Source organism: Vibrio aphrogenes (assembly GCF_002157735.2).
Classification (GTDB): domain Bacteria; phylum Pseudomonadota; class Gammaproteobacteria; order Enterobacterales; family Vibrionaceae; genus Vibrio; species Vibrio aphrogenes.
On sequence record NZ_AP018690.1, the window covers coordinates 809,823 to 830,240 of the forward strand.

Genomic DNA, 20,418 nt, shown 5'->3' on the forward strand with positions numbered 1-20,418 from the left:
ATGCTTGAGCAATAACTCTCAGGTCACTTAGCTAAAGTAACCGCTAAGTGACCACAAAGAATCGGAGAAGATTATGAAAAAAATCATCATGGCATTGCTTGCCGCCAGCGCATTGATTATAGGCGCAGTACAAGCGGAAGATGCAGAAACGACCACGCCTGCAGTCACTAATCCAGGTGGCATCGGTGGCGTAGAGTCACTACGTGGAGCAACAGAGTTGGAAGCAACCCGCCCAGCAGATAGCTTTAAGCGTTTTCCTAAAGATCATCAAGTTGATACCAGTTATGTGTACCAACCACCCTTGATCCCACATACCATTCGTAATTATGAAGTGTCATTAAATGCGAATAAATGTCTCGCGTGTCACAGCTGGAAAAATGCCAAAGAAATGGGCGCAACCAAAATCAGTGTAACGCACTATGTCAACCGTCAAGACGCGGTATTGTCGGATGTCTCGCCACGTCGTTACTTCTGTTTGCAATGTCACGTACCACAAGCCGACGCGAAACCTTTGGTTGAAAACCAATTCCAAAGCGTTGACTCACTGAAAAACTAAGACGCTCGGCTTAGAAACTGACCTTCACGTTTCTAAGCCATTCGAGAAGTGAATTAAGAGTATAAAATATGAAATTACTAAAAAACTTTTGGAAGCGTTTATCCACACCAAGTAAAGCCGCTGCAGGGATTGTTCTGTTTATGGGCTTTATGGGTGGGTTACTGTTCTGGGGTGCCTTTAACACCGGTATGGAAGCCACCAATACAGAGGAATTCTGTTCGGGCTGCCACGCACCTATCGTTAAAGAAATCCGTGAAACGATTCACTATTCCAACCGTTCTGGGGTTCGTGCTATCTGTTCAGACTGTCACGTACCACATCAATGGACTGATAAAATCGTTCGTAAAGTACAAGCGTCTAAAGAATTACTGTTCCACTTTATCGGCACCATTGATACTGAAGAGAAATTCAAAGAACGTCGTGGACATTTAGCCCATCGTGAATGGCAACGGATGAAAGAAAATGACTCCAAAGAATGTCGTAACTGTCATCAATTTAACTACATGGATTTCTCCGAACAAGGTCCTCGCGCCGTGAAACAACACTCTACGGCTTTGGCAGATGGTGATAAAACCTGTGTTGACTGTCATAAAGGTATTGCACACAAATTACCGGATATGAGAGATGTTGCAGGCTGGCAATAACAGAAAGGATAAATTATGAGCACGTTAGAGTACATTATCTGGCACGTTTTAGGTTATGCCGCTATGCCAACGATTATTTTAGGTGGGTTTGTGGCGGTGGCGGTCGTATGTATTGCTATTTTATCGTTTACAAAAGATAAACAAATAGATTGATATAACGACGCAGCATTACACTTAAATCAAAACTAAAAACGCCGGCGCTGAAATGGTTCTCCACTCCAGCGCCGGCATTTTTTATATTTTCCTTGCTAGAATAACCAGACCTTACGTTAGGCTCACAAGGGTTTAAGCTCTCCTTAAGTCAAATAAGGACGCTTTCTGATACTGAGCACTCCTTCCAAAACCAACACCATCACCGCCAACCAAATAGCAATATAGGTGGGCCACTCATCGGCATGAATCACCTCGCCCAGTACAACCGATACAACCAACAACAAAACGGGCTCAACATAGGAAAGCAGCCCAAATAAGCTGATATTTAAAAACGGTGCAGATAAAGACTGAAAAGCCAACGCCAGCGCACTGATTAGCCCTAACCCCAGTACCAGCCAAAGTAATGAAAAACTACTGGTAATCGATTGTAAGACATAACCATCGCTGACAATAAAATACACACTAAAAGGTAAGCTCAGCAACATATCTAACCATACACAACCTAAGTTATTGGTATTGGTTTTATACCTTAGCCAAAAATAGATGGGATAACCTAAACACACCACCAAAGTTGGCCAAGCAAAAGATTGTGACGCTAATAATTGGTTAGTCACCCCGATGGCTGCGAATAAACAAGCCAATTTTTGTAAACGAGACATGTTATCTTGAAAAGCAAAGCGCCCTACCACCACCATCACAATCGGTACGATAAAATAACCGAGTGATACCGCAAGCGCATAACCATTACTTGGTGCCCACAAAAAAAGCCACAATTGAATATTAACTAGCACAGACGAAATAAGCCGAGTAGCCCAAAAATAAGGCTCTGCCTTCAAACGTGAAAACATCGCCATTACATGTGACCAATAACCATTAGCAACAATAAATAACGTCAATAATGGAAAGGTTAACGCGATACGCCAACCATACACTTCTTCGCCATTTAAAGAACTTAATAAACTGGTGTAAGCGAATAAGAGTGCAAATAGCGCCGAAGCCAACACATTTAAGGTCACGCCAAAAGACGTTTTCGTTTGATTCAGCATAATTGAATAAACCATAAGAAAATAATGGTTATTTTATTGTTTTATAGGGATAAAAGATAGGCTAACAGGTGTTTATTACTGATGATAAACACCTGTTAATTCATAAAAAAGAGAATAGACTCATGCAAGACAAAGCAGTGAATTTTAAACGATTACAATAAGCTTGAGCCGTTAAATGGTGCCACCTTGAAAAATTTCAAATCCAAGATCTAAGGTCGATTTCTTGGGGGACTCTTGCTCAATGCTGGCTAATAATTGTTTCGCTGCTTCTTGACCAATTTTAAAACGAGGTGTTAAGACACTTGCCAACTTAGGCTCCATCGCTTGTCCAACATCATGACCATGAAAGCCGGCTACCGAGATTTTTTTCGGAACTGGAATGCCCAAACGTTGGCATTCAAATAATGCTCCAATCGCTAAGTCATCGTTGGTACAAAATACCCCATCCAAATTAGGATACATAGTGATGGCTTTATTTAATAGCTGAGCCCCTAAACTAAACGAAGAAGACTGATCGGTCAGAAGACTGAGCGGCTGCTTTTGTCTTTCCGTCATCGCGCAAGTATAGCCCTCTAAGCGTAACTTGGTCCTTTCATCCAATCGAGCCCCTAAATAAACCACTTGTTGGCAGCCACGTTGCAACATGAGTTGTGTCATTTCATAGCCCGCTTGCTTATTATCAAAGCCGACCGATTTTAAAATAGGGTTTGGATGTACATCCATAATTTCAATGACCGGAATATCCGAAGTCTCGAGCATTTTTAACGTCCGCTCACTGTGATGGCTTTCTGATAAAATCAAACCATCCACATGGTAAGCCAACAAATTAGCGATCCTTTCTTCTTCGATCTCTTCGCTATAACCATAGTGAGCAAGCATGGTTTGATAACCATGAGCTTCAGTGACTTCTTCAATGCCTCGAATCACTTCGGCAAAAACATGGTTGGTTAACGATGGCACTAGAATCCCAATAGAATGACTTAGCGCATTAGCCAATAATTCGGGCGCTTTATTGGGGATATAGCCAAGACGATCAATCGCGGCCATGATTTTTTTATAGGTGGTAGGGGATACTTTTGAGGAATCACGTAGACAACGGCTGACGGTCATTTTAGTGACACCAACTTCATCTGCAATATCTTGTAAATTAGGGCGACGCTTCTTCATACAAACTCATTCCATCGACATGTTACTGTAACATCATAAGGGAAGATGAAAGTGAGAGCTATTGATTTAATGACACTTAACTCACTTAAGCCTCTGAAAAAAAAGCCAAGAACGTATTTGCTCTTGGCTTAATACTCGCGAGAAACTTAAAGGTTCACGGCTTCTTTTGCTAGTTGCTCAACTTTCGCCCAATCTTTGCTCTCAAGTACATCATTTGGCAACATCCAAGAGCCACCCACAGTTGCCACACTTTTAATGGCACGGTAGTCGGCGATATTTTTTGGACTAATACCACCCGTTGGGCAGAATTTTACTTGAGGTAATGGACCACTGATCGATTTCAGCGCTGGAGCACCACCATTGGCTTCCGCTGGGAAGAATTTCAAGTGATCGTAACCGTGCTCTAACGCGGTTACGATTTCACTTGGAGTGGCTACGCCAGGGATTAAAGCAACGCTAGATTCTTTCGCGTGCTTAAGCAATACTTCGCTGTATCCTGGAGAAATAATAAACTGAGCGCCAGCCGCAACAGCATCATCATATTGTTGAGTGTTGATCACCGTACCTGCACCCACTAATGCGTCTGGTAATGCAGCACGAATCGCTGTGATCGCAGCCAAAGCAGCAGGAGTTCGTAGCGTGATTTCAAAAATATTAATGCCACCACTTGCTAATGCTTTCGCCATTGGTACAGCGTCATCTAACTCGTTAATGACCATAACAGGTACTACTGGTGAGCTTTTAAATACTGCTTCTGGTTGAATAATCCAACTCATATTTTCCTCTCTAATTTATTGATTCCAAGACATTAAACCTAAGTATTATAATAAAATACTGGCACCGGTTTCTGCGCTTGAAACGTTATCTCTAAACATACGGAATAGCTCACGACCCATACCCAATTGTTCTTGGGTGTTGCCGTTAATGTCATTCTCACGCTCATCTAATTGTGCATCAATCATCAATGAACCATTTTCAGCATCAAGAGTGATCACATCACCGTCAACAACTCTGGCTAATGGGCCACCTTTTGATGATTCTGGTGTGATATGAATCGCCGCAGGCACTTTACCAGAGGCACCTGATAAACGACCGTCGGTCACCAATGCTGTTTTATAGCCAGCTTTCATCAAGTTACCTAAAATTGGCATTAATTTATGCAATTCAGGCATACCGTTGGCACCTGGGCCATTGTGACGAACCACAATGATCACATCACGGTTTAATTCACCTTGTTGATAGGCTTTTTCGACATCGTGTTGAGATGAAAAAACTTTAATTGGCGCTTGAATGAAACGATTTTCTGGTGCTACTGCACTGATCTTAATCACGCCACGACCGATGTTACCATCCAGCACTTTTAAACCACCTTGTGCAGAGAAGACAACGTCATCCATTGCAACAACATCAGGTGCCGTACTTTCAGTGGCTGCTTGGAATTGCACTTGACCATCCACTAAACAAGGACGAGTTAAGTAATCTTCCATAGTGCCATAAATTGGCGTCGCATCCATGTGCAGTAAATCTAACTGATGTAAACGACGCATTAAGGTAGGAACACCACCTGCCGCTTCAAAGGCATTAATATCAGCCGGACCATTTGGATACATTTTGGTTAATTGAGGAACCACATCAGACAAGGCATCAAAATCATCCCAAGTCACAATCAAGCCAGCCGCACGTGCGATAGCAATCATATGAATAGTATGGTTAGTACTACCACCAGATGCTAAAAGCGCTACCAGACCGTTCACTAATGATTTTTCATCCATCACTTTAGCGATAGGTCTGAAATCTTTCGAGGCTGAATTCGATACACGAATAATGTGTTTTGCAGTTAATTCAGTCAACGCATCGCGTAATGGATTGGTTGGTGAAACAAACGCAGAACCAGGAAGCATTAAGCCCATCGCTTCAAAAACTAATTGGTTTGTATTCGCCGTACCATAGAAAGTACACGTACCCGGTGAGTGGTAAGCATTACATTCCATGTTTTGTAGCGCATCTTTACCTAGCTCACCCGCTGCGTATTTTTGTCTTACTTGTACTTTTTCATCATTGGAGATACCAGTTGGCATCGGGCCTGATGGTACAAAAGCCGTTGGAAGGTGACCAAAAGACAAAGCACCAATGATTTGTCCTGGGGCAATTTTGTCACACACACCCAACAATAACGTCGCATCAAAGGCATTATGGCTTAGACCAATCGCTGTTGCTTGTGCAATCAGATCACGAGAGAACAAAGACAAATCCATGCCATCTTGACCTTGTGTCACACCATCACACATCGCTGGAACACCACCAGCAACTTGTGCAGTATGGCCAATATTAGACAAGATCGATTTAATTTGATCTGGGTAATGTTGGTAAGGTTGGTGTGCACTTAACATATCGTTATATGCCGTTACGATACCAACATTCAAAGTCGTGAAATCAAGTAGACGACTGCTTGCACCACCGCATGCTGCTGCGGTATGAGCCATGTTGCCGCACGTCATCGTAGAGCGGCCTTTGCCTTTCTCAATATACGATTGTACTTGAGCCAAATACGTTTCTCTTAGCTTTTCACTTCGCTTTAAAATACGATTTGTTACTTCTAAAACTGTATTATTCATAACGGTATTCCTCTGTGCTAGGCGCTAGTGACTGATGGGGCCAATTGCTCTACCGATGCGCTTTCGATACAACGATTCAAAACGGTTTTAAAATCACCATCAATGCTGATCTCTATCATATTAGGTTCATCAGCCGTTGGCATTTCTAAAGTATCAAACTGATTTTGCAATAAACTCACAGGCATAAAGTGACCACGGCGATCCAGCATACGAGATTTCACTAATTCAAACTCGCCATACAAATGTAGGAAAGTTACATTGCTATTTCCTTCGCGGATCTGATCTCGGTATTGACGTTTCAAAGCAGAACAAACAATCACTGCCGTCTCACCTTTTTGCTCTACGCTAAAGGCTGCATCACGGATTCTTTCTAACCACGGTGCGCGATCATCATCATTCAGCGCATGACCAGAAGACATTTTCAAAATGTTTGCTTTTGGATGAAGATCATCGCCATCAATAAATTTGGCTTTAATTGCGGATGCTAAAGCTTGGCCAACACTGGATTTACCTGTACTTGATACACCCATTACAAGGAAAACCTTGCCGACTTTCTTTCCTTCCATTTTTTTGACCTCTATCAGACTTTTGAAGATTTAATAAATTTTATGGTGTTTACTTTATCAAGTTACGGGTAACATGTTACCCGTAACTTAAAATAATGTGAAGCACAGCAAATAAAAATATTAGGAGCTCATAGAATGTCAGATCTTTCATTAATTCTTACCGCACTAGGATCCATTGTCCTTTTGCTCTTCTTAGTAATGAAGGTGAGATTACATGCCGTCGTTGCTTTAATTTTAGTCTCGATGATTGCAGGCTTGTTTTCAGGCATGAACCCAGCAGAGATTGCCGGTACTATTCAAAAAGGTATGGGCGGTACGCTTGGTTTTGTTGCCGTGGTCGTAGCATTAGGTGCTATGTTTGGTCGTGTGATGGAAGAAACTGGCGCACTGGATCAAATCGCACACACACTGCTTAACCGTTTCGGTGAAAAGAATGCTAACTGGGCATTAACTTTTACCGGCTTCATTTGTGCGTTGCCATTATTTTTTGATGTCGCCGTGGTCTTATTGATCGGTATTGCTTTTGCCGTAGTGAGAAAAGGCGGTGGCAGCGTGGTAAAAATTGGTATTGCTTTATTAGCAGGTATCGCAACTTGTCAGGCTTTCCTGATCCCAGCACCAGGCCCAATCTTAGTCGCATCTCAATTAAAAGCTGATTTTGGTTATATGATCTTATTCGGTCTAATGGCCTCAATTCCTGCGATGATTTTAGGTGGTCCACTGTGGGGTAGCTTCATTGCAAAACATGTGAACGTACCACTACCGGAACATGCGCAAGATGATGGTTCAGCCCGTGAAGGTAATGGTATCCCAAGTTTTAAACTCGCGATCTCTTTAATTGCCTTACCTCTTTTAATGATTGGTCTAAAAACAATTGCAGCACGTTTCGTTGAGCCACAGTCTGATATTTACAACTGGTTAGAATTTATTGGCCATCCTTTCACTGCCATTATTGTGGCCTGTTTAACCGCCTTCTATGTGTTAGGTGCTAAACGTGGTGTGTCTAATGAAAAAATCATGGATATCTGTAGCAGTGCGCTACAACCTGCGGGGATCATCATTCTAGTAACTGGTGCCGGTGGTGTCTTTAAACAAGTACTTATCGACTCTGGTGTGGGTGCAGCCTTAGGCAACTACTTAGCGGGTTCAGGTTTACCCATTGTGGTACTGGCCTTTATCTTAGCGGCCGCCGTACGTGTGATTCAAGGTTCTGCAACCGTTGCGATGTTGACCGCTTGTGGTTTGATTATTCCAATGCTTGAGCCATTAGGTCTATCAGGCGCACAACTGGCAGCCGTCACTATCGCCATTGGTGGTGGTTCAATTGTGTTATCACATGTAAACGATTCTGGCTTCTGGTTAGCGAACCGTTTCTTAGGGTTAACTGAAGCAGAAACGTTAAAAACGTGGACTGTGATGGAAACCATCATTGGTACAACCGGTGCCATCATTGCGATGATCATTTCTATCTTCCTATAATTTCCAATTTTAGGTAGTCAGAAATTGCGCCGGAAAAAGACTTGAGAACAAGACAGAAATTTTTGATAAGTAGTATTCTACAATCAACTTTTTTATAAACGAAAAGTCTAGCGAAGTTATCGAGTCTTTTAACAAGCAAGAATGATCAGATAATTAGTACGATTGGAATTACACCGTGATGAATCTACCCCTAGCAGAGCCTCTTCTGTTAGGGGTATTTTTTTATCTCACGCATCGAGATTTTTTTGTTGGCAGCCTGATATCTGAGTATGATATCCCCCATGTTATTCCCAAATGCACAACTGTAATGGGTATCTCACCTCATTTTATAGCCGTCACACTGATTAGATGGTCAGAAATTGCCTAGGAAAAAGGCTTGAGAACAAAGATGATCAGAAAATGAATACGGTGGGTATTTTAATTGGATGAAGCCTCGCTTTATCTCCAGCAATGACAAAGAAGGAACGATTTATGACAAATGTCGCTTTTATCACAGGAGCAACCTCGGGGTTTGGCCGGGCAGCGGCTCGCCGTTTTGCACAAGATGGTTGGTCATTAGTGCTATCAGGACGTCGAATGGAACGCTTGCAAGAACTCAAAGCAGAGCTAAGTCATGTCCCTGTTCACATTATTCAATTAGACGTACGTGACGCGCAAGCGGTCAAAACCGCCGTCTCGGAATTACCTGCTGAGTTCTCTAAAGTAAAAGCCTTGATGAATAATGCTGGGCTTGCCCTTGCTCCACAAAAAGCCGATAAAGTGGATTTGCAAGATTGGCACACCATGATCGATACCAATATTACCGGGCTTGTGAATGTCACTCATGCTTTGCTGCCTACCTTGATTGAAACCGGCGCTGGCGCAAGCATTGTTAATATTGGCTCTATTGCTGGTCAATGGCCATATCCGGGCAGCCACGTGTATGGTGCAAGTAAAGCCTTTGTACAACAGTTCACCTATAACCTCCGTTGCGACCTTCTTGGCACCGGCGTGCGCGTCACTGATATTGCCCCTGGCTTGGCTGAAACTGAATTTACTTTGGTCAGAACCAATGGTGATCAAGAAGCGTCAGACAAACTCTACAACTCAACCACCCCTCTAACTGCGGAAGACATTGCCGAGCAAATGTTCTATGTCGCCACGCTTCCCGATCACATCAATATTAACCGTTTAGAAGTGATGCCCACTCGTCAAGCATGGTCAGCTTTTGCGGTCGACCGCGATTGATTGTATCGTTCGTCATCTAGATACAAAAAAGCTTCCACTATCTGGAAGCTTTTTATTATCAAAAATTTACCCTTAAATTACCTTACAATAATTTTTCGATATCTTGAGCAATTTCATCTGCCGAATAAGTAGGGGAATAAGTAGGGGAATAACGTTCAACAACATGACCTTCTTGATCAACTAAAAACTTAGTGAAGTTCCACTTTAACTCGCCATCGTCGAACACTTGCCCCATCGAGGTCAACTTGTCGACCAAACCTTGTGTGGCCTCATTACTTTTATCTTCATGACGTTGCAATTTTAAGAATTTAAATAAGGGATCTGCCTCAGGGCCATTCACCTCTAATTTGGCAAAGTTAGTAAAACTTACCCCATAATTGACTTGGCAAAAATCCATAATCCCTTCATCGTCTTCCGGCGATTGCCCTAAAAATTGATTACATGGGAACCCTAGTACTTCAACCCCCTTGTCTTTATAGGCTTGATACAGCTTTTCGAGTCCGTCTAATTGGGGGGTTAAGCCACATTGGGTTGCAATATTGACAATCAATAAGACTTTGCCTTGATACTGAGCTAGGTCTATCTGTTCACCCGCTACTGATTTTACTTTAAAATCATATACTTTCATTCTAACTCTCCTTTTTTACACAGATCGCAGCCACCCCTTTGGTACTACCCCTTTAGAGTAGTTTGGGGGCCAAATTGATTTGAATCAGTATTTATGGTCACCATTTCGCCATGATAAGCCCAATTCATTTAATTTTATGGGCGAAATAAATATGAGTAAGATGAAACTCGTCATTATCGGTAACGGCATGGTCGGTCATCGCTTTATCGAAGATATTGTGGAAAAAGGCGATTTAAACCAATACGACATTACGGCTTTTTGTGAAGAACCCCGTGTCGCTTATGACCGAGTCCACTTATCTTCTTATTTCTCTCACCACACCGCCGATGAACTCTCCCTCGTTAAAGAAGGCTTTTACCAAAAACATGGCATCAATGTCTTAGTCGGCGAGCGTGCCATTAATATTAGCCGTGAAAACAAAACCGTCTATTCCAGCTCAGGTCGTGAAGTCAAATACGACAAATTGGTCATGGCCACCGGTTCTTACCCATTCGTACCGCCGATTAAAGGCAACGAAAGTAAAGACTGTTTTGTCTACCGTACCATTGAAGATCTGAAAGCGATAGAAGCCACCGCCAAAAAAAGCAAAAGCGGTGCTGTGATCGGTGGTGGCCTACTTGGCCTTGAAGCGGCAGGCGCACTCAAAGCCCTCGGGGTCGAAACACACGTGATTGAATTTGCTCCCGTATTAATGGCTGAGCAATTGGATCTACAAGGTGGCCTCAAACTGCGCAATAAAATTGAGCGCATGGGCGTACAAGTCCATACCAGCAAAAATACCTTAGAAATCCTACCAACAGGCGTCAATGCCCGTAACACCATGAAGTTTGCTGATGACACGGATCTGGAAGTGGATTTCATCGTCTTCTCAGCCGGTATTCGTCCGCAAGACCGTTTATCTCGTCAATCTGAATTAGAAATCGGCCCACGCGGTGGGATTGCGATTAACGATCATTGCCAAACTTCCGATCCGGATATTTACGCAATTGGTGAGTGTGCTTCTTGGAATGGCGTATTCTTTGGCTTAGTTGCACCTGGCTACAAAATGGCGCAAGTGGCAGTAGCACACATTTTAGGCAACACTGATACACAATTTACCGGCGCCGACATGAGTGCCAAGCTAAAATTACTGGGCGTAAAAGTGGGCAGTATTGGCGATGCTAATGGCCGTACGCCAAACTGTAAAAGCTTTGTTTATCAAAACGATGAAGACGATGTGTATAAGCGTTTGATCGTTTCAGAAGACAACAAAAAATTACTCGGTGCGGTACTCGTCGGCGATACCTCTGACTACGGCAACTTATTGCAATTGCATCTAAATGAGATGGATTTGCCCGAACATCCCGATACCTTAATTTTACCCGCACACGCCGGCGCCGAAAAACCGTCGATGGGCGCGGACGCCTTGCCAGATTCAGCGGTAATTTGTTCTTGTTTTGATGTCACCAAAGGCAAAATTGCTCAAGCGGTTGCCGACGGTCATACCACACTGGGCGACATCAAAATGGTGACTAAAGCGGGTACTGGCTGTGGCGGTTGTGTTCCTATGATCACACAAGTCTTAAATGCTGAACTTGCCAAAGCGGGTATCGAAGTGAAAAACCACATTTGTGAACACTTTGAATATTCGCGCCAAGAGCTGTTCCACCTATGCCGTATTGAAGGCATTCGTTCTTTTGATCAACTTTTGGAAAAACATGGTCACGGTTATGGCTGTGAAGTATGTAAGCCAACGGTAGGCTCGATCTTAGCCTCTTGCTGGGGCGATCATGTATTAAAACCACAGCACGTTGGCCTGCAAGATACCAATGATAACTTCCTTGGCAACATGCAAAAAGACGGCACCTATTCGGTGATCCCTCGTATGGCCGGTGGTGAAGTGACACCACAAGCATTGGCCGCTCTTGCGAATGTAGCGGCAGAATATAACCTCTACACCAAAATTACCGGCGCACAACGTATCGGTTTATTTGGCGCGCAAAAAGATGATTTACCTGAAATCTGGAAAAAACTCATCGCTGCAGGTTATGAAACCGGCCAAGCCTACGCCAAAGCCTTACGTATGGCCAAAACCTGTGTCGGTAGCACTTGGTGCCGTTTCGGCGTACAAGACAGCGTTGGACTAGGCTCTTACCTAGAAAACCGCTACAAAGGCATCCGTACCCCTCATAAAATGAAGTTCGGTGTATCTGGCTGTACCCGTGAATGTGCTGAAGCGCAAGGTAAAGACTTAGGCATCATCGCCACCGATGCAGGTTGGAACATGTACGTAGGTGGTAATGGCGGTATGAATCCTCGTCATGGTGATTTACTGGCTTCGGATCTTAATAAAGACACCCTGATCAAATACATCGACCGTTTCATGATGTTCTATATCCGCACTGCCGATAAATTGCAACGCACTTCCGTATGGTTAGAAAACCTCGAAGGCGGCGTCGATTATCTACGTAAAGTGGTGGTGGATGACACCTTAGGCATTAACGAGCAGCTTGAAAAAGACGTGCAAATCTTAGTCGATAGCTACAGTTGTGAATGGACTGACACCCTCAATGATGAAAGTCAATTAACTCGTTTTGCACACTTCATCAACAGCGATGCGCGTGACGAAAACGTGGTGTTTGTGCCAGAGCGTGAGCAACACCGCCCTGCGACCTTTATTGAAAAGCACCCACATTTACGTGGCGATATTCTACACACCGATTTAAGCGACAAAATCACAGCGGAGGAAGCGTAATGACGGCGCAATCATCACCAAAATCAAATACTCAAAAACCGAGCTGGGTAAAAGTTTGCCAATTAAATGACATCACCCCAAAAACTGGTGTCTGCGCGTTAGTGAATGGTAAACAAGTCGCGATCTTTCGCCCACGTTTTGATGAGCAGTTATTTGCCATCAACAACATGGACCCGTTTGCGCAATCGAACGTCCTCTCTCGTGGCCTGATTTGTGAACATGACGGTGAATTATGGGTAGCAAGCCCACTCAAAAAACAACGCTTTAACCTTGAAACAGGTCGTTGTTTAGAAGATGAAGCCATGTCGATTGAAGCCTATGAAGTGCGTGTGAAAGGAACAGAGATAGAGGTGAAAGCGTAAGAGTTCCTGGTTCCTGGTTCCTGGTTCCTGGTTCCTGGTTCCTGGTTCCTGGTTCCTGGTTCCTGGTTCCTGGTTCCTGGTTCCTGGTTCCTGGTTCCTGGTTCCTGGTTCCTGGTTCCTGGTTCCTGGTTCCTGGAGGACAGCTTTCCGTGACAACCATATTAAAGCAAGCGCAAATATCTATTTATTAAGAAAAATATTTAGCGACAATCGCCTAGGAACTAGGAACTAGGGACCAGGGCCTAAAAACCTCTTTAATCAAGTTTCAATACCCATAGCGATCGCTTCGGTCGCTATCATTATTCAAACTTTAAATTTAACTTGGTAGGTAACCTTATGTACACAGACACCATTAAAAAGTGCTCGAATAATGCCGCACGTATTGTCAAATTAGCCGATAACAACCCTTTGGGGTTTTGGATCAGTTCCGCCATGGCCGGGGCTTATGTCGGTATTGGCATCATCTTGATCTTCACTTTTGGCAATCTTGTCGATCCTTCAATTCGTCCGCTGGTTATGGGAGCAACGTTCGGTATTGCCTTAACGCTGGTGATCATTGCTGGCTCGGAATTATTTACTGGCCACACCATGTTTTTAGCCTTTGGTGCAATTACCGGTCAGATTAGTTGGAAAGATAACCTCAAAGTGTTACCACAAACTTGGTTAGGTAACTTAGTGGGTTCTGTCTTCGTCGCTTACTTATTTTTCCTCGCTGGCGGCGGTAATATTCTGCCGGAAGCCAAAAGCTTCTTACACGCGGCAGCGTTAGGTAAAACCACCGCCCCTGCCAGTGTTTTATTCTTTAAAGGTATTTTGTGCAACTGGTTAGTGTGTCTTGCAATTTGGATGTGTCAACGTGTTGAAGGCACAAGCAAATTCCTGGCAATTTGGTGGTGTTTATTGGCCTTCATCGGTGCTGGTTTTGAACACTCAATTGCCAATATGACCATTTTTGCTTTGTCTTACTTTGGCAACCACTCTGATGCCTTCACGTTGGCGGGTATTGGGCATAACCTACTGTGGGTATCTCTTGGTAACCTCGTTTCTGGGGTGATATTTATGGGCTTTGGTTACTGGTTTGCTACCCCAAAAGCAGAACGTCCGAGCTATAAGGGTGAAGCTGAAACGCTGGAAGAGGTGAAAGCGTAAACGTTTCTCGGCTACTCGTGGCTCGTTACTCGGCACTGGTTTTGATAAAATCTTGTTCGAGCAACGAGTCACGAGAATCGTCACCCTAAACTCAATCGCTATCTCCCACTTTATCCAGCTTTCGGAGTTCGCTATGCAAGCAACCTCTTCTCACGCTCGTCCTTTCGTTTCCCTTGTTGGCGCAGGACCTGGCGATCCAGATCTACTGACAGTAAAAGCGTTACGCCTCATTCAATCTGCCGATGTGGTGGTGTATGACCGTTTGGTGTCAGAAGAAATCATGGCATTGGTTAACCCCCAAGCAGAGTTATTGTTTGTGGGCAAAAAGCTCAATCACCACTGCGTACCACAAGAGCAAATCAATAAAATATTGGTTGATAAAGCCTTACAAAACAAACATGTGGTGCGTTTAAAAGGTGGAGATCCTTTTATCTTTGGTCGCGGAGGAGAAGAGTTAGCCACCTTGGTAGATCACCACATTGCCTTTGAAGTCGTGCCGGGAATTACCGCCGCCTCGGGTTGCAGTGCCTATGCGGGCATTCCGTTAACCCACCGCGATCACGCGCAAAGTGTGCAATTCATTACCGGACATTTAAAACAACAAGGACAAGATATCGATTGGCCGAGCCTTGCACACACCAATCACACCTTAGTGTTTTATATGGGGTTAAAACAAGCCCCTGTTATCCGCCAAAACTTAATCTGTCATGGCTTAGCTATTGATACGCCTTGTGCCATCATCGAACGCGGCACAACTGCAAAACAACGCGTATTAACAGGGAAACTAAGTGAATTAGAACAGTTAGCTGCCCAAGCGATTAGCCCTTCACTTATTATTGTCGGCACTGTCACCCGCTTGCATCAACAATTAAATTGGTTTAATAAATAACCTCATCTGGGGTTAATTAATATTTGAAGCTAATTAATAACTGTCGGTGAAGAATAATATTCTACAGAGATAAAATCATATTTTTCATCGACTTTCTGCATATTGTTCGTGGGCGTATCATACATTAAATCCAATATTTTTTGGCTGTTGGATTTATTTTTGACGACGCCGGAAAGATAGGTAGCTAAATTACGATAAGTTTTACTGTTTCTTTTATCAGGAATAGTTTGTGCTTTGGTTTCTAAAAACGGACGATGTACACCAACATACGCTTCTCGATACACATGACGTGATTCCCCGGCCATCAAAGTAATAAAACACGATGAATTACAATACGTCTCTACTGCGGTTCTTAATTTTTTCTTCTGAATAATACGCCCGACTTTGATTGCTTCATTCACATATCCCCCATGAGACTGCAATAACACATACTCTGTTTCAGGGTTGTGGCGAAGAAAACGTTCAAAGCGTAACGCTTCACCTTGAGTGAATTGGCCATTAACGGTGACAATATGATAACCCGAGGTAGTAAAGGCGCGATATTCCGCAGCAAAAGAAGAAGGGATAGCCAGATACAATATAGCCAGGCACAATAATAATGCGCTGATATTACAAAGATATTTTTCTAAAAAGAACACGATTTACTCAATAAAGATGCTACTACCTCCTTATATTAAACCTCCAATCTTCCTCATAGATTGCTAAACTCTCATCGTTTCTGATGCGTATAAAAATCATAAATTAACGCCATGCAGGGGTGAATTATATATGAAATTAATCATCGGGAATTTGATTTTCATCAGTGATAAATAATCTAACGCTTGCCTGAGCATGACTCATTTAGCCATAAAAAAATAAAAGTACGATGATAGGGTTTATATTTCAATAACTTCAGTGTATGACATCGGGTTATGGCAGTATTGCTATTATTGGCGTACATCTTCTATTGACCAATAAATATTATTGACCGACAGCTCTTATTTACATCCAGCACTTATTGACCTGCGTTAAAACTAATTTTTCTTTTTCTCTTTTAGGCAATTTCTTTATTCGTATCTCTTCTTTTAAGGCCGCACTTTTATCAGCAACTTGTTGTGACCAAACTAAATCTAAAGGACCTTTTCCACGTAAATATTTCGCCCCTTTGCCCGCTTGATGTTGGGCAAAGCGACGAGAGACATCATTGGTTATCCCACAATACAAGGCTTGCGAACGTGTCCGCACCAAATAAACAAACCAAGGCTTTTCAGTCATTTAACTCTCGCGCCAAGGCAATCAAGTTGCTGCATCACTCTCTTCCACCCGACATGTTGCTTTACCAATTTCTTTTCATTAATCGTCTATTTTAATTAATAATCAGCGCTTTCAATTCTTCAACTTGCAATTTTAATTCTGCTACTTGTGCTTCTAATGCGCTGATTCTTTGTTCTTGTTGACTAGCCACTGGAGAGGTTTGAGCGGTTGCCGCCACCGCCTCAATATCTACTTCACCACAAAATAAATGCTGATAACGCGATTCACGTTTACCCGGCTCACGTGGCAATTTCACCACCAAGGCCCCTTCTTCACGATTTGCCATTTGTTCTAATAAGGCTTCCACTTGCTTCACATCAGTAAATTCACATAAACGGTTAGTCCGAGTACGAATTTCACCTGGCGTTTGAGCGCCGCGTAACAACAAGCAGCACACAATCGCACGTTGTTGTGGGGTAAATTTTAACGAGCCAAATTCTGTATTACAAAAACGATGACGAAACTTTGACACTCGGCTGTTAAAGCCACTTTCATCGGTCATTAAACGGCGATCAATCAAAGCTTGAGCGGCATCCATCACCTCAGCTTCACTAAGAGCCATCACAGGTTCACGATTACTTTTTTGATTACAAGCGGTAGTGAGACTATTGAGCGTTAACGGATAATAATCCGGTGTGGTCACTTCTTTTTCAATGAGACAACCAATAATACGAGCTTCAATAGCCGTTAATTCGATATTCATTCTTCATCTTTCCTTATGGCGTTGTATCAAGTTATCGTTGAATCAATGATCCCAGCGAAAAGGACGATATAGGGTGCGCCCATTATCCGCCACCACAATGATTTGGCTACGATTTAAGTCTAAATCAATCTGTTGCATCAATTTACGTGATGCCAAGTAGGCACGTTGAAAACGCTCTTGAGCCGGCAATTTTGCCTTTGTTGAACTATTCTCTGTCATTCTTAACCAGATTATCTATATTTATATCAACATTTCTTTATAAAATATTGGTTCCGATCTCGATAAATCAAGGGGCGGGTCTTAGCAAAACATAAAAAACACCATCCTCACTCAACTTAGTAGCGTTTTCTACTGTGTAGACGATTTGCTCAATTCATCCGCTTGTAAAACTCAGCTCGTATATTTATCTAGGTTTATTTGATCTTAACTCTGTTCTGTCTGTATGGGATATGGTTTAATTTGATAAGATTAATTACCCACTTTAATTAGGAAAAAACTATGGCTAACGTATTTGAAATCGTAAACCAAGCTCGTCGCAAAAATAAACTAAAGCGCGAAATTCTGGATAATGAAAAGAAAATCCGTGATAACCGTAAACGTGTCGATCTACTTGAGAACTTGCTCGATTACATCAAGCCAGAAATGAGCCACGAAGAAATCATTGCTATCGTGAAAAACATGAAAGCCGATTATGAAGATCGTGTGGATGACCACATCATCACAGGTGCAGAAATCTCAAAAGAACGCCGTGAAATCAGCCGTCGAATCCGTGAGCTAACTGAAGCCGACAAGTTACAACACACAACTAAAAAATAATCATCACTCGATGTATTCACTATCCGTCGTTATGCTCTGACGTTTTAGCGACTGATTTTAAATAATATTGATGGTTAAATGATCAATACGATGTGAGGGCCACATAGGCCCTTTTCTTTTGATTATAGTTGTTAAGCTTTGATTATAGTTGCTAACTTTTGGCTCATAGATAGCTTGGTGTTTCAGATAATCAGTATTATGGATTACAAGGAAAAGAACATGTCATTGAAATACGCAATTTTAAAACCTCTTGCTCTATGCACGTTACTTGGACTCAGCACTTCGGCATTGGCAGAAGTGACCATTACCGTCCCTTCCAATGTTGACTTGCTGGCAGCAAATAGCCAAGACCCAGAGTTAGACGGTGGACTTTTCTCTAAAGAAAAAACCTTAACCTTACCTGATGGTGAAAACCAAATCGTATTTCGCTACACACCAAGCTTTAAAAATGGTGGCGACCTTGAAACTGTTTCAACCGATGCCATCATCGCTAAATTCACCGCGTCTGATAAAGAACTGACACTGAAAGTGCCTGAATACCGCACCGCGACCTTAGCTCGTGATTTTGATAAAAACCCTAATTGGTCGCTCGTGGATAAACAAGGTAACGCCGTTGACGTTAAACAAGACAAACTATTAAAACCAGGCATGCAACTTGGCCGTAAGTATGACCGTGAATCAGAAGCCTACAATAAAAAAGGCGGCATTGCGGCAATCACGCTAGCCGGTACAGCCACAACCGTTGCAGCCGTACCAACCACACAAGTTCCAGTCAACAGCCAATATAAAACCACTGAAGAACAAATGCTGCATTACTGGTATGACAAAGCGGATCAAGAAACGAAACAGCGCTTCTTGCAAGCGATTATTCAAGCAAAATAATCGCTGTTATCACCGAGTGACCAATAACAAAAAGGCTTACTAAGAAGTAAGCCTTTTTGATTTATTCTACCGAATTATTTAATAGAGCGATTATTCATCATCGTTCACAACGGGTTTCTTTTTCTTCTTCATCATAAAGACTTGATCACCCACATCAACATTTTGATAAAAACTCTTATCACGTTTGACGGGCTTTTTCGCTGTCGTATTTTTCTTCGTAACTTTCTTCTTCGCGTTGGCTCCACCTTTTTTCACAAATGGTTTACGCGGTTTGATGCCTGTAAACTTACCTTTTAAGCCTTCCAGTTCAGAGAAAGTTAAATCTTGTTGTAGGTAAGTCTCTACGTTTTTAAAGCTCTGCCAATCTTTTGGCCCCACTAAAGACATCGCCGTCCCTTTATTACCGGCACGACCCGTACGCCCAACTCGGTGTACGTATTCTTCAGTATGCTTTGGCATATCAAAGTTAATCACGTGTGTCACATTCGCAATATCAAGGCCACGTGAAGCAATATCTGTGGTCACCAAGATTTTATGCACCGCACGCTCAAATTGACTCATAATGCTATTACGCTGGGTTTGGTTTAACCCACCACTTAATGCTACAGCTTTAAGCTGCTGTTGATTCAATTTTTCGGTTAAACGCTCGGTATCATTACGGGTCGCCGTAAAGATGATCACTTGTTTGTAATCAGCCTCTTCCAACAAACGCTCTAATATCGCTTCTTTGTGGTCAAGGTGATCACAAAGATAGAAAGATTGGTCGATGTCTTTATGTTCTTCCGCCGACGCTCCGATTGAAATACGTTTAGGATCGGTTAGCATTTCATTAGATAAGCCATTCACTTCGGCATGATCTAACGTCGCCGAAAACATCAAAGTTTGACGACGACGGTGCTTCGCAGCATTATTGATGCGACGCAATTCCGGTGCAAAACCTAAATCTAGCATGCGATCCGCTTCATCTAAGATCAGCGTTTCAACGCCTTCTAAATACAAAGAACGGTGCTCAAGGTGATCGGCTAAACGGCCCGGTGTGGCCACAATAAACTTAGGGTATTTACGCAGTGCTTTCACTTGATCGTTAAAGTTCTCACCACCGACAATCAATGTACCAGTGTAAGACAAACCACCAAGCATGGCTTTTAGTTCACCAAACACTTGTTTTGCTAACTCACGAGTCGGTGCCAGAATCACACCGCGTGGATCTTTCGCTGAAAGTGCTTTGGTTTTTAATGCTTTATGTAGCATAGGTAATACAAACGCTAATGTTTTACCTGACCCTGTCTTGGATGATGCCAATAAGTCTTTACCTGCAATGGCAACCGGGATCGCTTGACGCTGAATATCCGTTGCTTGCGCAAAATTATAATGTTGTAGGTTTTTAAGAAGACGATTATCTAAACCAAGATCTTTAAATTGCAAAGGGTGTGCTCCAAAAGAAATAAAATAAACTCCCGCGCATAATACCATAAGCGAAGACTGACTTACCCATACTTTTCGTGAAAA

General features: G+C 42.7%; 22 protein-coding genes. 11 read left to right on the forward strand and 11 right to left on the reverse strand.

Annotated elements, in window-relative coordinates; all coding sequences use genetic code 11:
- Positions 1-73 precede the first annotated feature (73 nt).
- The 3 genes from VCA1004_RS14815 (at position 74) to VCA1004_RS14825 (ending at position 1,353) form a co-directional block, all read left to right on the forward strand.
- Positions 74-556, forward strand: coding sequence for a nitrate reductase cytochrome c-type subunit (locus VCA1004_RS14815; protein WP_086981200.1), 483 nt, complete (start codon positions 74-76; stop codon positions 554-556).
- Positions 557-624: 68 nt separating this feature from the next.
- Positions 625-1,200: a NapC/NirT family cytochrome c gene (locus tag VCA1004_RS14820; protein ID WP_086981201.1), complete on the forward strand. Its 576-nt coding sequence runs from the start codon at positions 625-627 to the stop codon at positions 1,198-1,200.
- Between the two features lie 15 nt (positions 1,201-1,215).
- Positions 1,216-1,353 carry a TIGR02808 family protein gene (locus VCA1004_RS14825; protein WP_086981202.1) on the forward strand — a complete coding sequence of 46 codons (138 nt, stop codon included), beginning with the start codon at positions 1,216-1,218 and terminating at the stop codon, positions 1,351-1,353.
- Between the two features lie 143 nt (positions 1,354-1,496).
- Here the strand turns inward: VCA1004_RS14825 and rarD are convergent, their stop codons facing one another.
- The 5 genes from rarD to VCA1004_RS14850 all read right to left on the reverse strand — a co-directional run bounded on the left by rarD (position 1,497) and on the right by VCA1004_RS14850 (position 6,747).
- A complete protein-coding gene (gene rarD, locus VCA1004_RS14830; RefSeq protein WP_086981203.1) occupies positions 1,497-2,399 on the reverse strand; it encodes an EamA family transporter RarD in 903 nt (300 codons plus the stop codon).
- Positions 2,400-2,570: 171 nt separating this feature from the next.
- On the reverse strand, positions 2,571-3,566 hold the full coding sequence (gene gntR, locus VCA1004_RS14835) for a gluconate operon transcriptional repressor GntR (protein ID WP_086981204.1): 996 nt from the start codon (positions 3,564-3,566) through the stop codon (positions 2,571-2,573).
- A gap of 146 nt (positions 3,567-3,712) precedes the next feature.
- A complete protein-coding gene (locus tag VCA1004_RS14840) occupies positions 3,713-4,342 on the reverse strand; it encodes a bifunctional 4-hydroxy-2-oxoglutarate aldolase/2-dehydro-3-deoxy-phosphogluconate aldolase (RefSeq protein ID WP_086981205.1) in 630 nt (209 codons plus the stop codon).
- 45 nt (positions 4,343-4,387) lie between these two features.
- Positions 4,388-6,181 (reverse strand): phosphogluconate dehydratase, encoded by a 1,794-nt coding sequence (gene edd / locus VCA1004_RS14845; protein ID WP_086981206.1) that lies wholly within the window; start codon positions 6,179-6,181, stop codon positions 4,388-4,390.
- A gap of 17 nt (positions 6,182-6,198) precedes the next feature.
- Positions 6,199-6,747 (reverse strand): gluconokinase, encoded by a 549-nt coding sequence (locus tag VCA1004_RS14850; protein ID WP_086981207.1) that lies wholly within the window; start codon positions 6,745-6,747, stop codon positions 6,199-6,201.
- A gap of 135 nt (positions 6,748-6,882) precedes the next feature.
- Between VCA1004_RS14850 and gntU the strand changes: the two genes are divergently transcribed.
- On the forward strand, positions 6,883-8,226 hold the full coding sequence (gntU, locus tag VCA1004_RS14855; protein ID WP_086981208.1) for a gluconate transporter: 1,344 nt from the start codon (positions 6,883-6,885) through the stop codon (positions 8,224-8,226).
- A 471-nt stretch (positions 8,227-8,697) separates the two neighbouring features.
- Positions 8,698-9,453: an SDR family NAD(P)-dependent oxidoreductase gene (locus VCA1004_RS14860; protein WP_086981209.1), complete on the forward strand. Its 756-nt coding sequence runs from the start codon at positions 8,698-8,700 to the stop codon at positions 9,451-9,453.
- 82 nt (positions 9,454-9,535) lie between these two features.
- Here VCA1004_RS14860 and VCA1004_RS14865 read toward each other — a convergent pair whose 3' ends face one another.
- Positions 9,536-10,081: a glutathione peroxidase gene (locus tag VCA1004_RS14865; RefSeq protein WP_086981210.1), complete on the reverse strand. Its 546-nt coding sequence runs from the start codon at positions 10,079-10,081 to the stop codon at positions 9,536-9,538.
- Between the two features lie 151 nt (positions 10,082-10,232).
- Between VCA1004_RS14865 and nirB the strand changes: the two genes are divergently transcribed.
- The 4 genes from nirB (at position 10,233) to cobA (ending at position 15,215) form a co-directional block, all read left to right on the forward strand.
- Complete coding sequence (nirB, locus tag VCA1004_RS14870) at positions 10,233-12,815, forward strand: nitrite reductase large subunit NirB (protein WP_086981211.1); 2,583 nt, start codon at positions 10,233-10,235, stop codon at positions 12,813-12,815.
- Positions 12,815-13,177, forward strand: a complete 363-nt coding sequence (gene nirD / locus VCA1004_RS14875; RefSeq protein WP_086981212.1) for a nitrite reductase small subunit NirD — start codon at positions 12,815-12,817, stop codon at positions 13,175-13,177. The genes nirB and nirD overlap by 1 nt, the downstream gene beginning before the upstream one ends.
- A 336-nt stretch (positions 13,178-13,513) precedes the next feature.
- Positions 13,514-14,326: a nitrite transporter NirC gene (gene nirC, locus VCA1004_RS14885; protein WP_086981213.1), complete on the forward strand. Its 813-nt coding sequence runs from the start codon at positions 13,514-13,516 to the stop codon at positions 14,324-14,326.
- A 133-nt stretch (positions 14,327-14,459) separates the two neighbouring features.
- Entirely contained in the window at positions 14,460-15,215 is a 756-nt protein-coding gene (gene cobA, locus VCA1004_RS14890; RefSeq protein WP_086981214.1) for a uroporphyrinogen-III C-methyltransferase, read from the forward strand.
- Positions 15,216-15,244: 29 nt separating this feature from the next.
- Here cobA and VCA1004_RS14895 read toward each other — a convergent pair whose 3' ends face one another.
- The 4 genes from VCA1004_RS14895 to VCA1004_RS15225 all read right to left on the reverse strand — a co-directional run bounded on the left by VCA1004_RS14895 (position 15,245) and on the right by VCA1004_RS15225 (position 17,430).
- A complete protein-coding gene (locus VCA1004_RS14895; RefSeq protein ID WP_086981215.1) occupies positions 15,245-15,853 on the reverse strand; it encodes a hypothetical protein in 609 nt (202 codons plus the stop codon).
- 343 nt (positions 15,854-16,196) lie between these two features.
- On the reverse strand, positions 16,197-16,469 hold the full coding sequence (locus tag VCA1004_RS14900) for a GIY-YIG nuclease family protein (protein WP_086981216.1): 273 nt from the start codon (positions 16,467-16,469) through the stop codon (positions 16,197-16,199).
- A gap of 91 nt (positions 16,470-16,560) precedes the next feature.
- On the reverse strand, positions 16,561-17,211 hold the full coding sequence (locus tag VCA1004_RS14905) for a YceH family protein (protein WP_086981217.1): 651 nt from the start codon (positions 17,209-17,211) through the stop codon (positions 16,561-16,563).
- 42 nt (positions 17,212-17,253) lie between these two features.
- Entirely contained in the window at positions 17,254-17,430 is a 177-nt protein-coding gene (locus tag VCA1004_RS15225) for a hypothetical protein (RefSeq protein WP_164520889.1), read from the reverse strand.
- Between the two features lie 279 nt (positions 17,431-17,709).
- Here VCA1004_RS15225 and VCA1004_RS14910 point away from each other — a divergent pair, with 279 nt between their 5' ends.
- The gene (locus tag VCA1004_RS14910) at positions 17,710-18,027 is read left to right on the forward strand and encodes a DUF496 family protein (RefSeq protein WP_086981218.1); all 318 of its coding nucleotides are present in this window, start codon (positions 17,710-17,712) and stop codon (positions 18,025-18,027) included.
- A gap of 219 nt (positions 18,028-18,246) precedes the next feature.
- Complete coding sequence (locus tag VCA1004_RS14915) at positions 18,247-18,909, forward strand: DUF2057 family protein (protein WP_086981219.1); 663 nt, start codon at positions 18,247-18,249, stop codon at positions 18,907-18,909.
- 90 nt (positions 18,910-18,999) lie between these two features.
- Here the strand turns inward: VCA1004_RS14915 and VCA1004_RS14920 are convergent, their stop codons facing one another.
- The gene (locus tag VCA1004_RS14920; protein WP_086981409.1) at positions 19,000-20,334 is read right to left on the reverse strand and encodes a DEAD/DEAH box helicase; all 1,335 of its coding nucleotides are present in this window, start codon (positions 20,332-20,334) and stop codon (positions 19,000-19,002) included.
- Positions 20,335-20,418 lie beyond the last annotated feature (84 nt).

What these genes read in the sequence shown, in the direction of transcription:
- VCA1004_RS14815 (WP_086981200.1), top strand. Translation starts at nt 74, where the DNA reads ATGAAAAAAATCATCATGGCATTGCTTGCCGCCAGCGCATTGATTATA.
- VCA1004_RS14820 (WP_086981201.1), top strand. Translation starts at nt 625, where the DNA reads ATGAAATTACTAAAAAACTTTTGGAAGCGTTTATCCACACCAAGTAAA.
- VCA1004_RS14825 (WP_086981202.1), top strand. Translation starts at nt 1,216, where the DNA reads ATGAGCACGTTAGAGTACATTATCTGGCACGTTTTAGGTTATGCCGCT.
- rarD (WP_086981203.1), bottom strand. Translation starts at nt 2,399, where the DNA reads ATGCTGAATCAAACGAAAACGTCTTTTGGCGTGACCTTAAATGTGTTG.
- gntR (WP_086981204.1), bottom strand. Translation starts at nt 3,566, where the DNA reads ATGAAGAAGCGTCGCCCTAATTTACAAGATATTGCAGATGAAGTTGGT.
- VCA1004_RS14840 (WP_086981205.1), bottom strand. Translation starts at nt 4,342, where the DNA reads ATGAGTTGGATTATTCAACCAGAAGCAGTATTTAAAAGCTCACCAGTA.
- edd (WP_086981206.1), bottom strand. Translation starts at nt 6,181, where the DNA reads ATGAATAATACAGTTTTAGAAGTAACAAATCGTATTTTAAAGCGAAGT.
- VCA1004_RS14850 (WP_086981207.1), bottom strand. Translation starts at nt 6,747, where the DNA reads ATGGAAGGAAAGAAAGTCGGCAAGGTTTTCCTTGTAATGGGTGTATCA.
- gntU (WP_086981208.1), top strand. Translation starts at nt 6,883, where the DNA reads ATGTCAGATCTTTCATTAATTCTTACCGCACTAGGATCCATTGTCCTT.
- VCA1004_RS14860 (WP_086981209.1), top strand. Translation starts at nt 8,698, where the DNA reads ATGACAAATGTCGCTTTTATCACAGGAGCAACCTCGGGGTTTGGCCGG.
- VCA1004_RS14865 (WP_086981210.1), bottom strand. Translation starts at nt 10,081, where the DNA reads ATGAAAGTATATGATTTTAAAGTAAAATCAGTAGCGGGTGAACAGATA.
- nirB (WP_086981211.1), top strand. Translation starts at nt 10,233, where the DNA reads ATGAGTAAGATGAAACTCGTCATTATCGGTAACGGCATGGTCGGTCAT.
- nirD (WP_086981212.1), top strand. Translation starts at nt 12,815, where the DNA reads ATGACGGCGCAATCATCACCAAAATCAAATACTCAAAAACCGAGCTGG.
- nirC (WP_086981213.1), top strand. Translation starts at nt 13,514, where the DNA reads ATGTACACAGACACCATTAAAAAGTGCTCGAATAATGCCGCACGTATT.
- cobA (WP_086981214.1), top strand. Translation starts at nt 14,460, where the DNA reads ATGCAAGCAACCTCTTCTCACGCTCGTCCTTTCGTTTCCCTTGTTGGC.
- VCA1004_RS14900 (WP_086981216.1), bottom strand. Translation starts at nt 16,469, where the DNA reads ATGACTGAAAAGCCTTGGTTTGTTTATTTGGTGCGGACACGTTCGCAA.
- VCA1004_RS14905 (WP_086981217.1), bottom strand. Translation starts at nt 17,211, where the DNA reads ATGAATATCGAATTAACGGCTATTGAAGCTCGTATTATTGGTTGTCTC.
- VCA1004_RS15225 (WP_164520889.1), bottom strand. Translation starts at nt 17,430, where the DNA reads ATGACAGAGAATAGTTCAACAAAGGCAAAATTGCCGGCTCAAGAGCGT.
- VCA1004_RS14910 (WP_086981218.1), top strand. Translation starts at nt 17,710, where the DNA reads ATGGCTAACGTATTTGAAATCGTAAACCAAGCTCGTCGCAAAAATAAA.
- VCA1004_RS14915 (WP_086981219.1), top strand. Translation starts at nt 18,247, where the DNA reads ATGTCATTGAAATACGCAATTTTAAAACCTCTTGCTCTATGCACGTTA.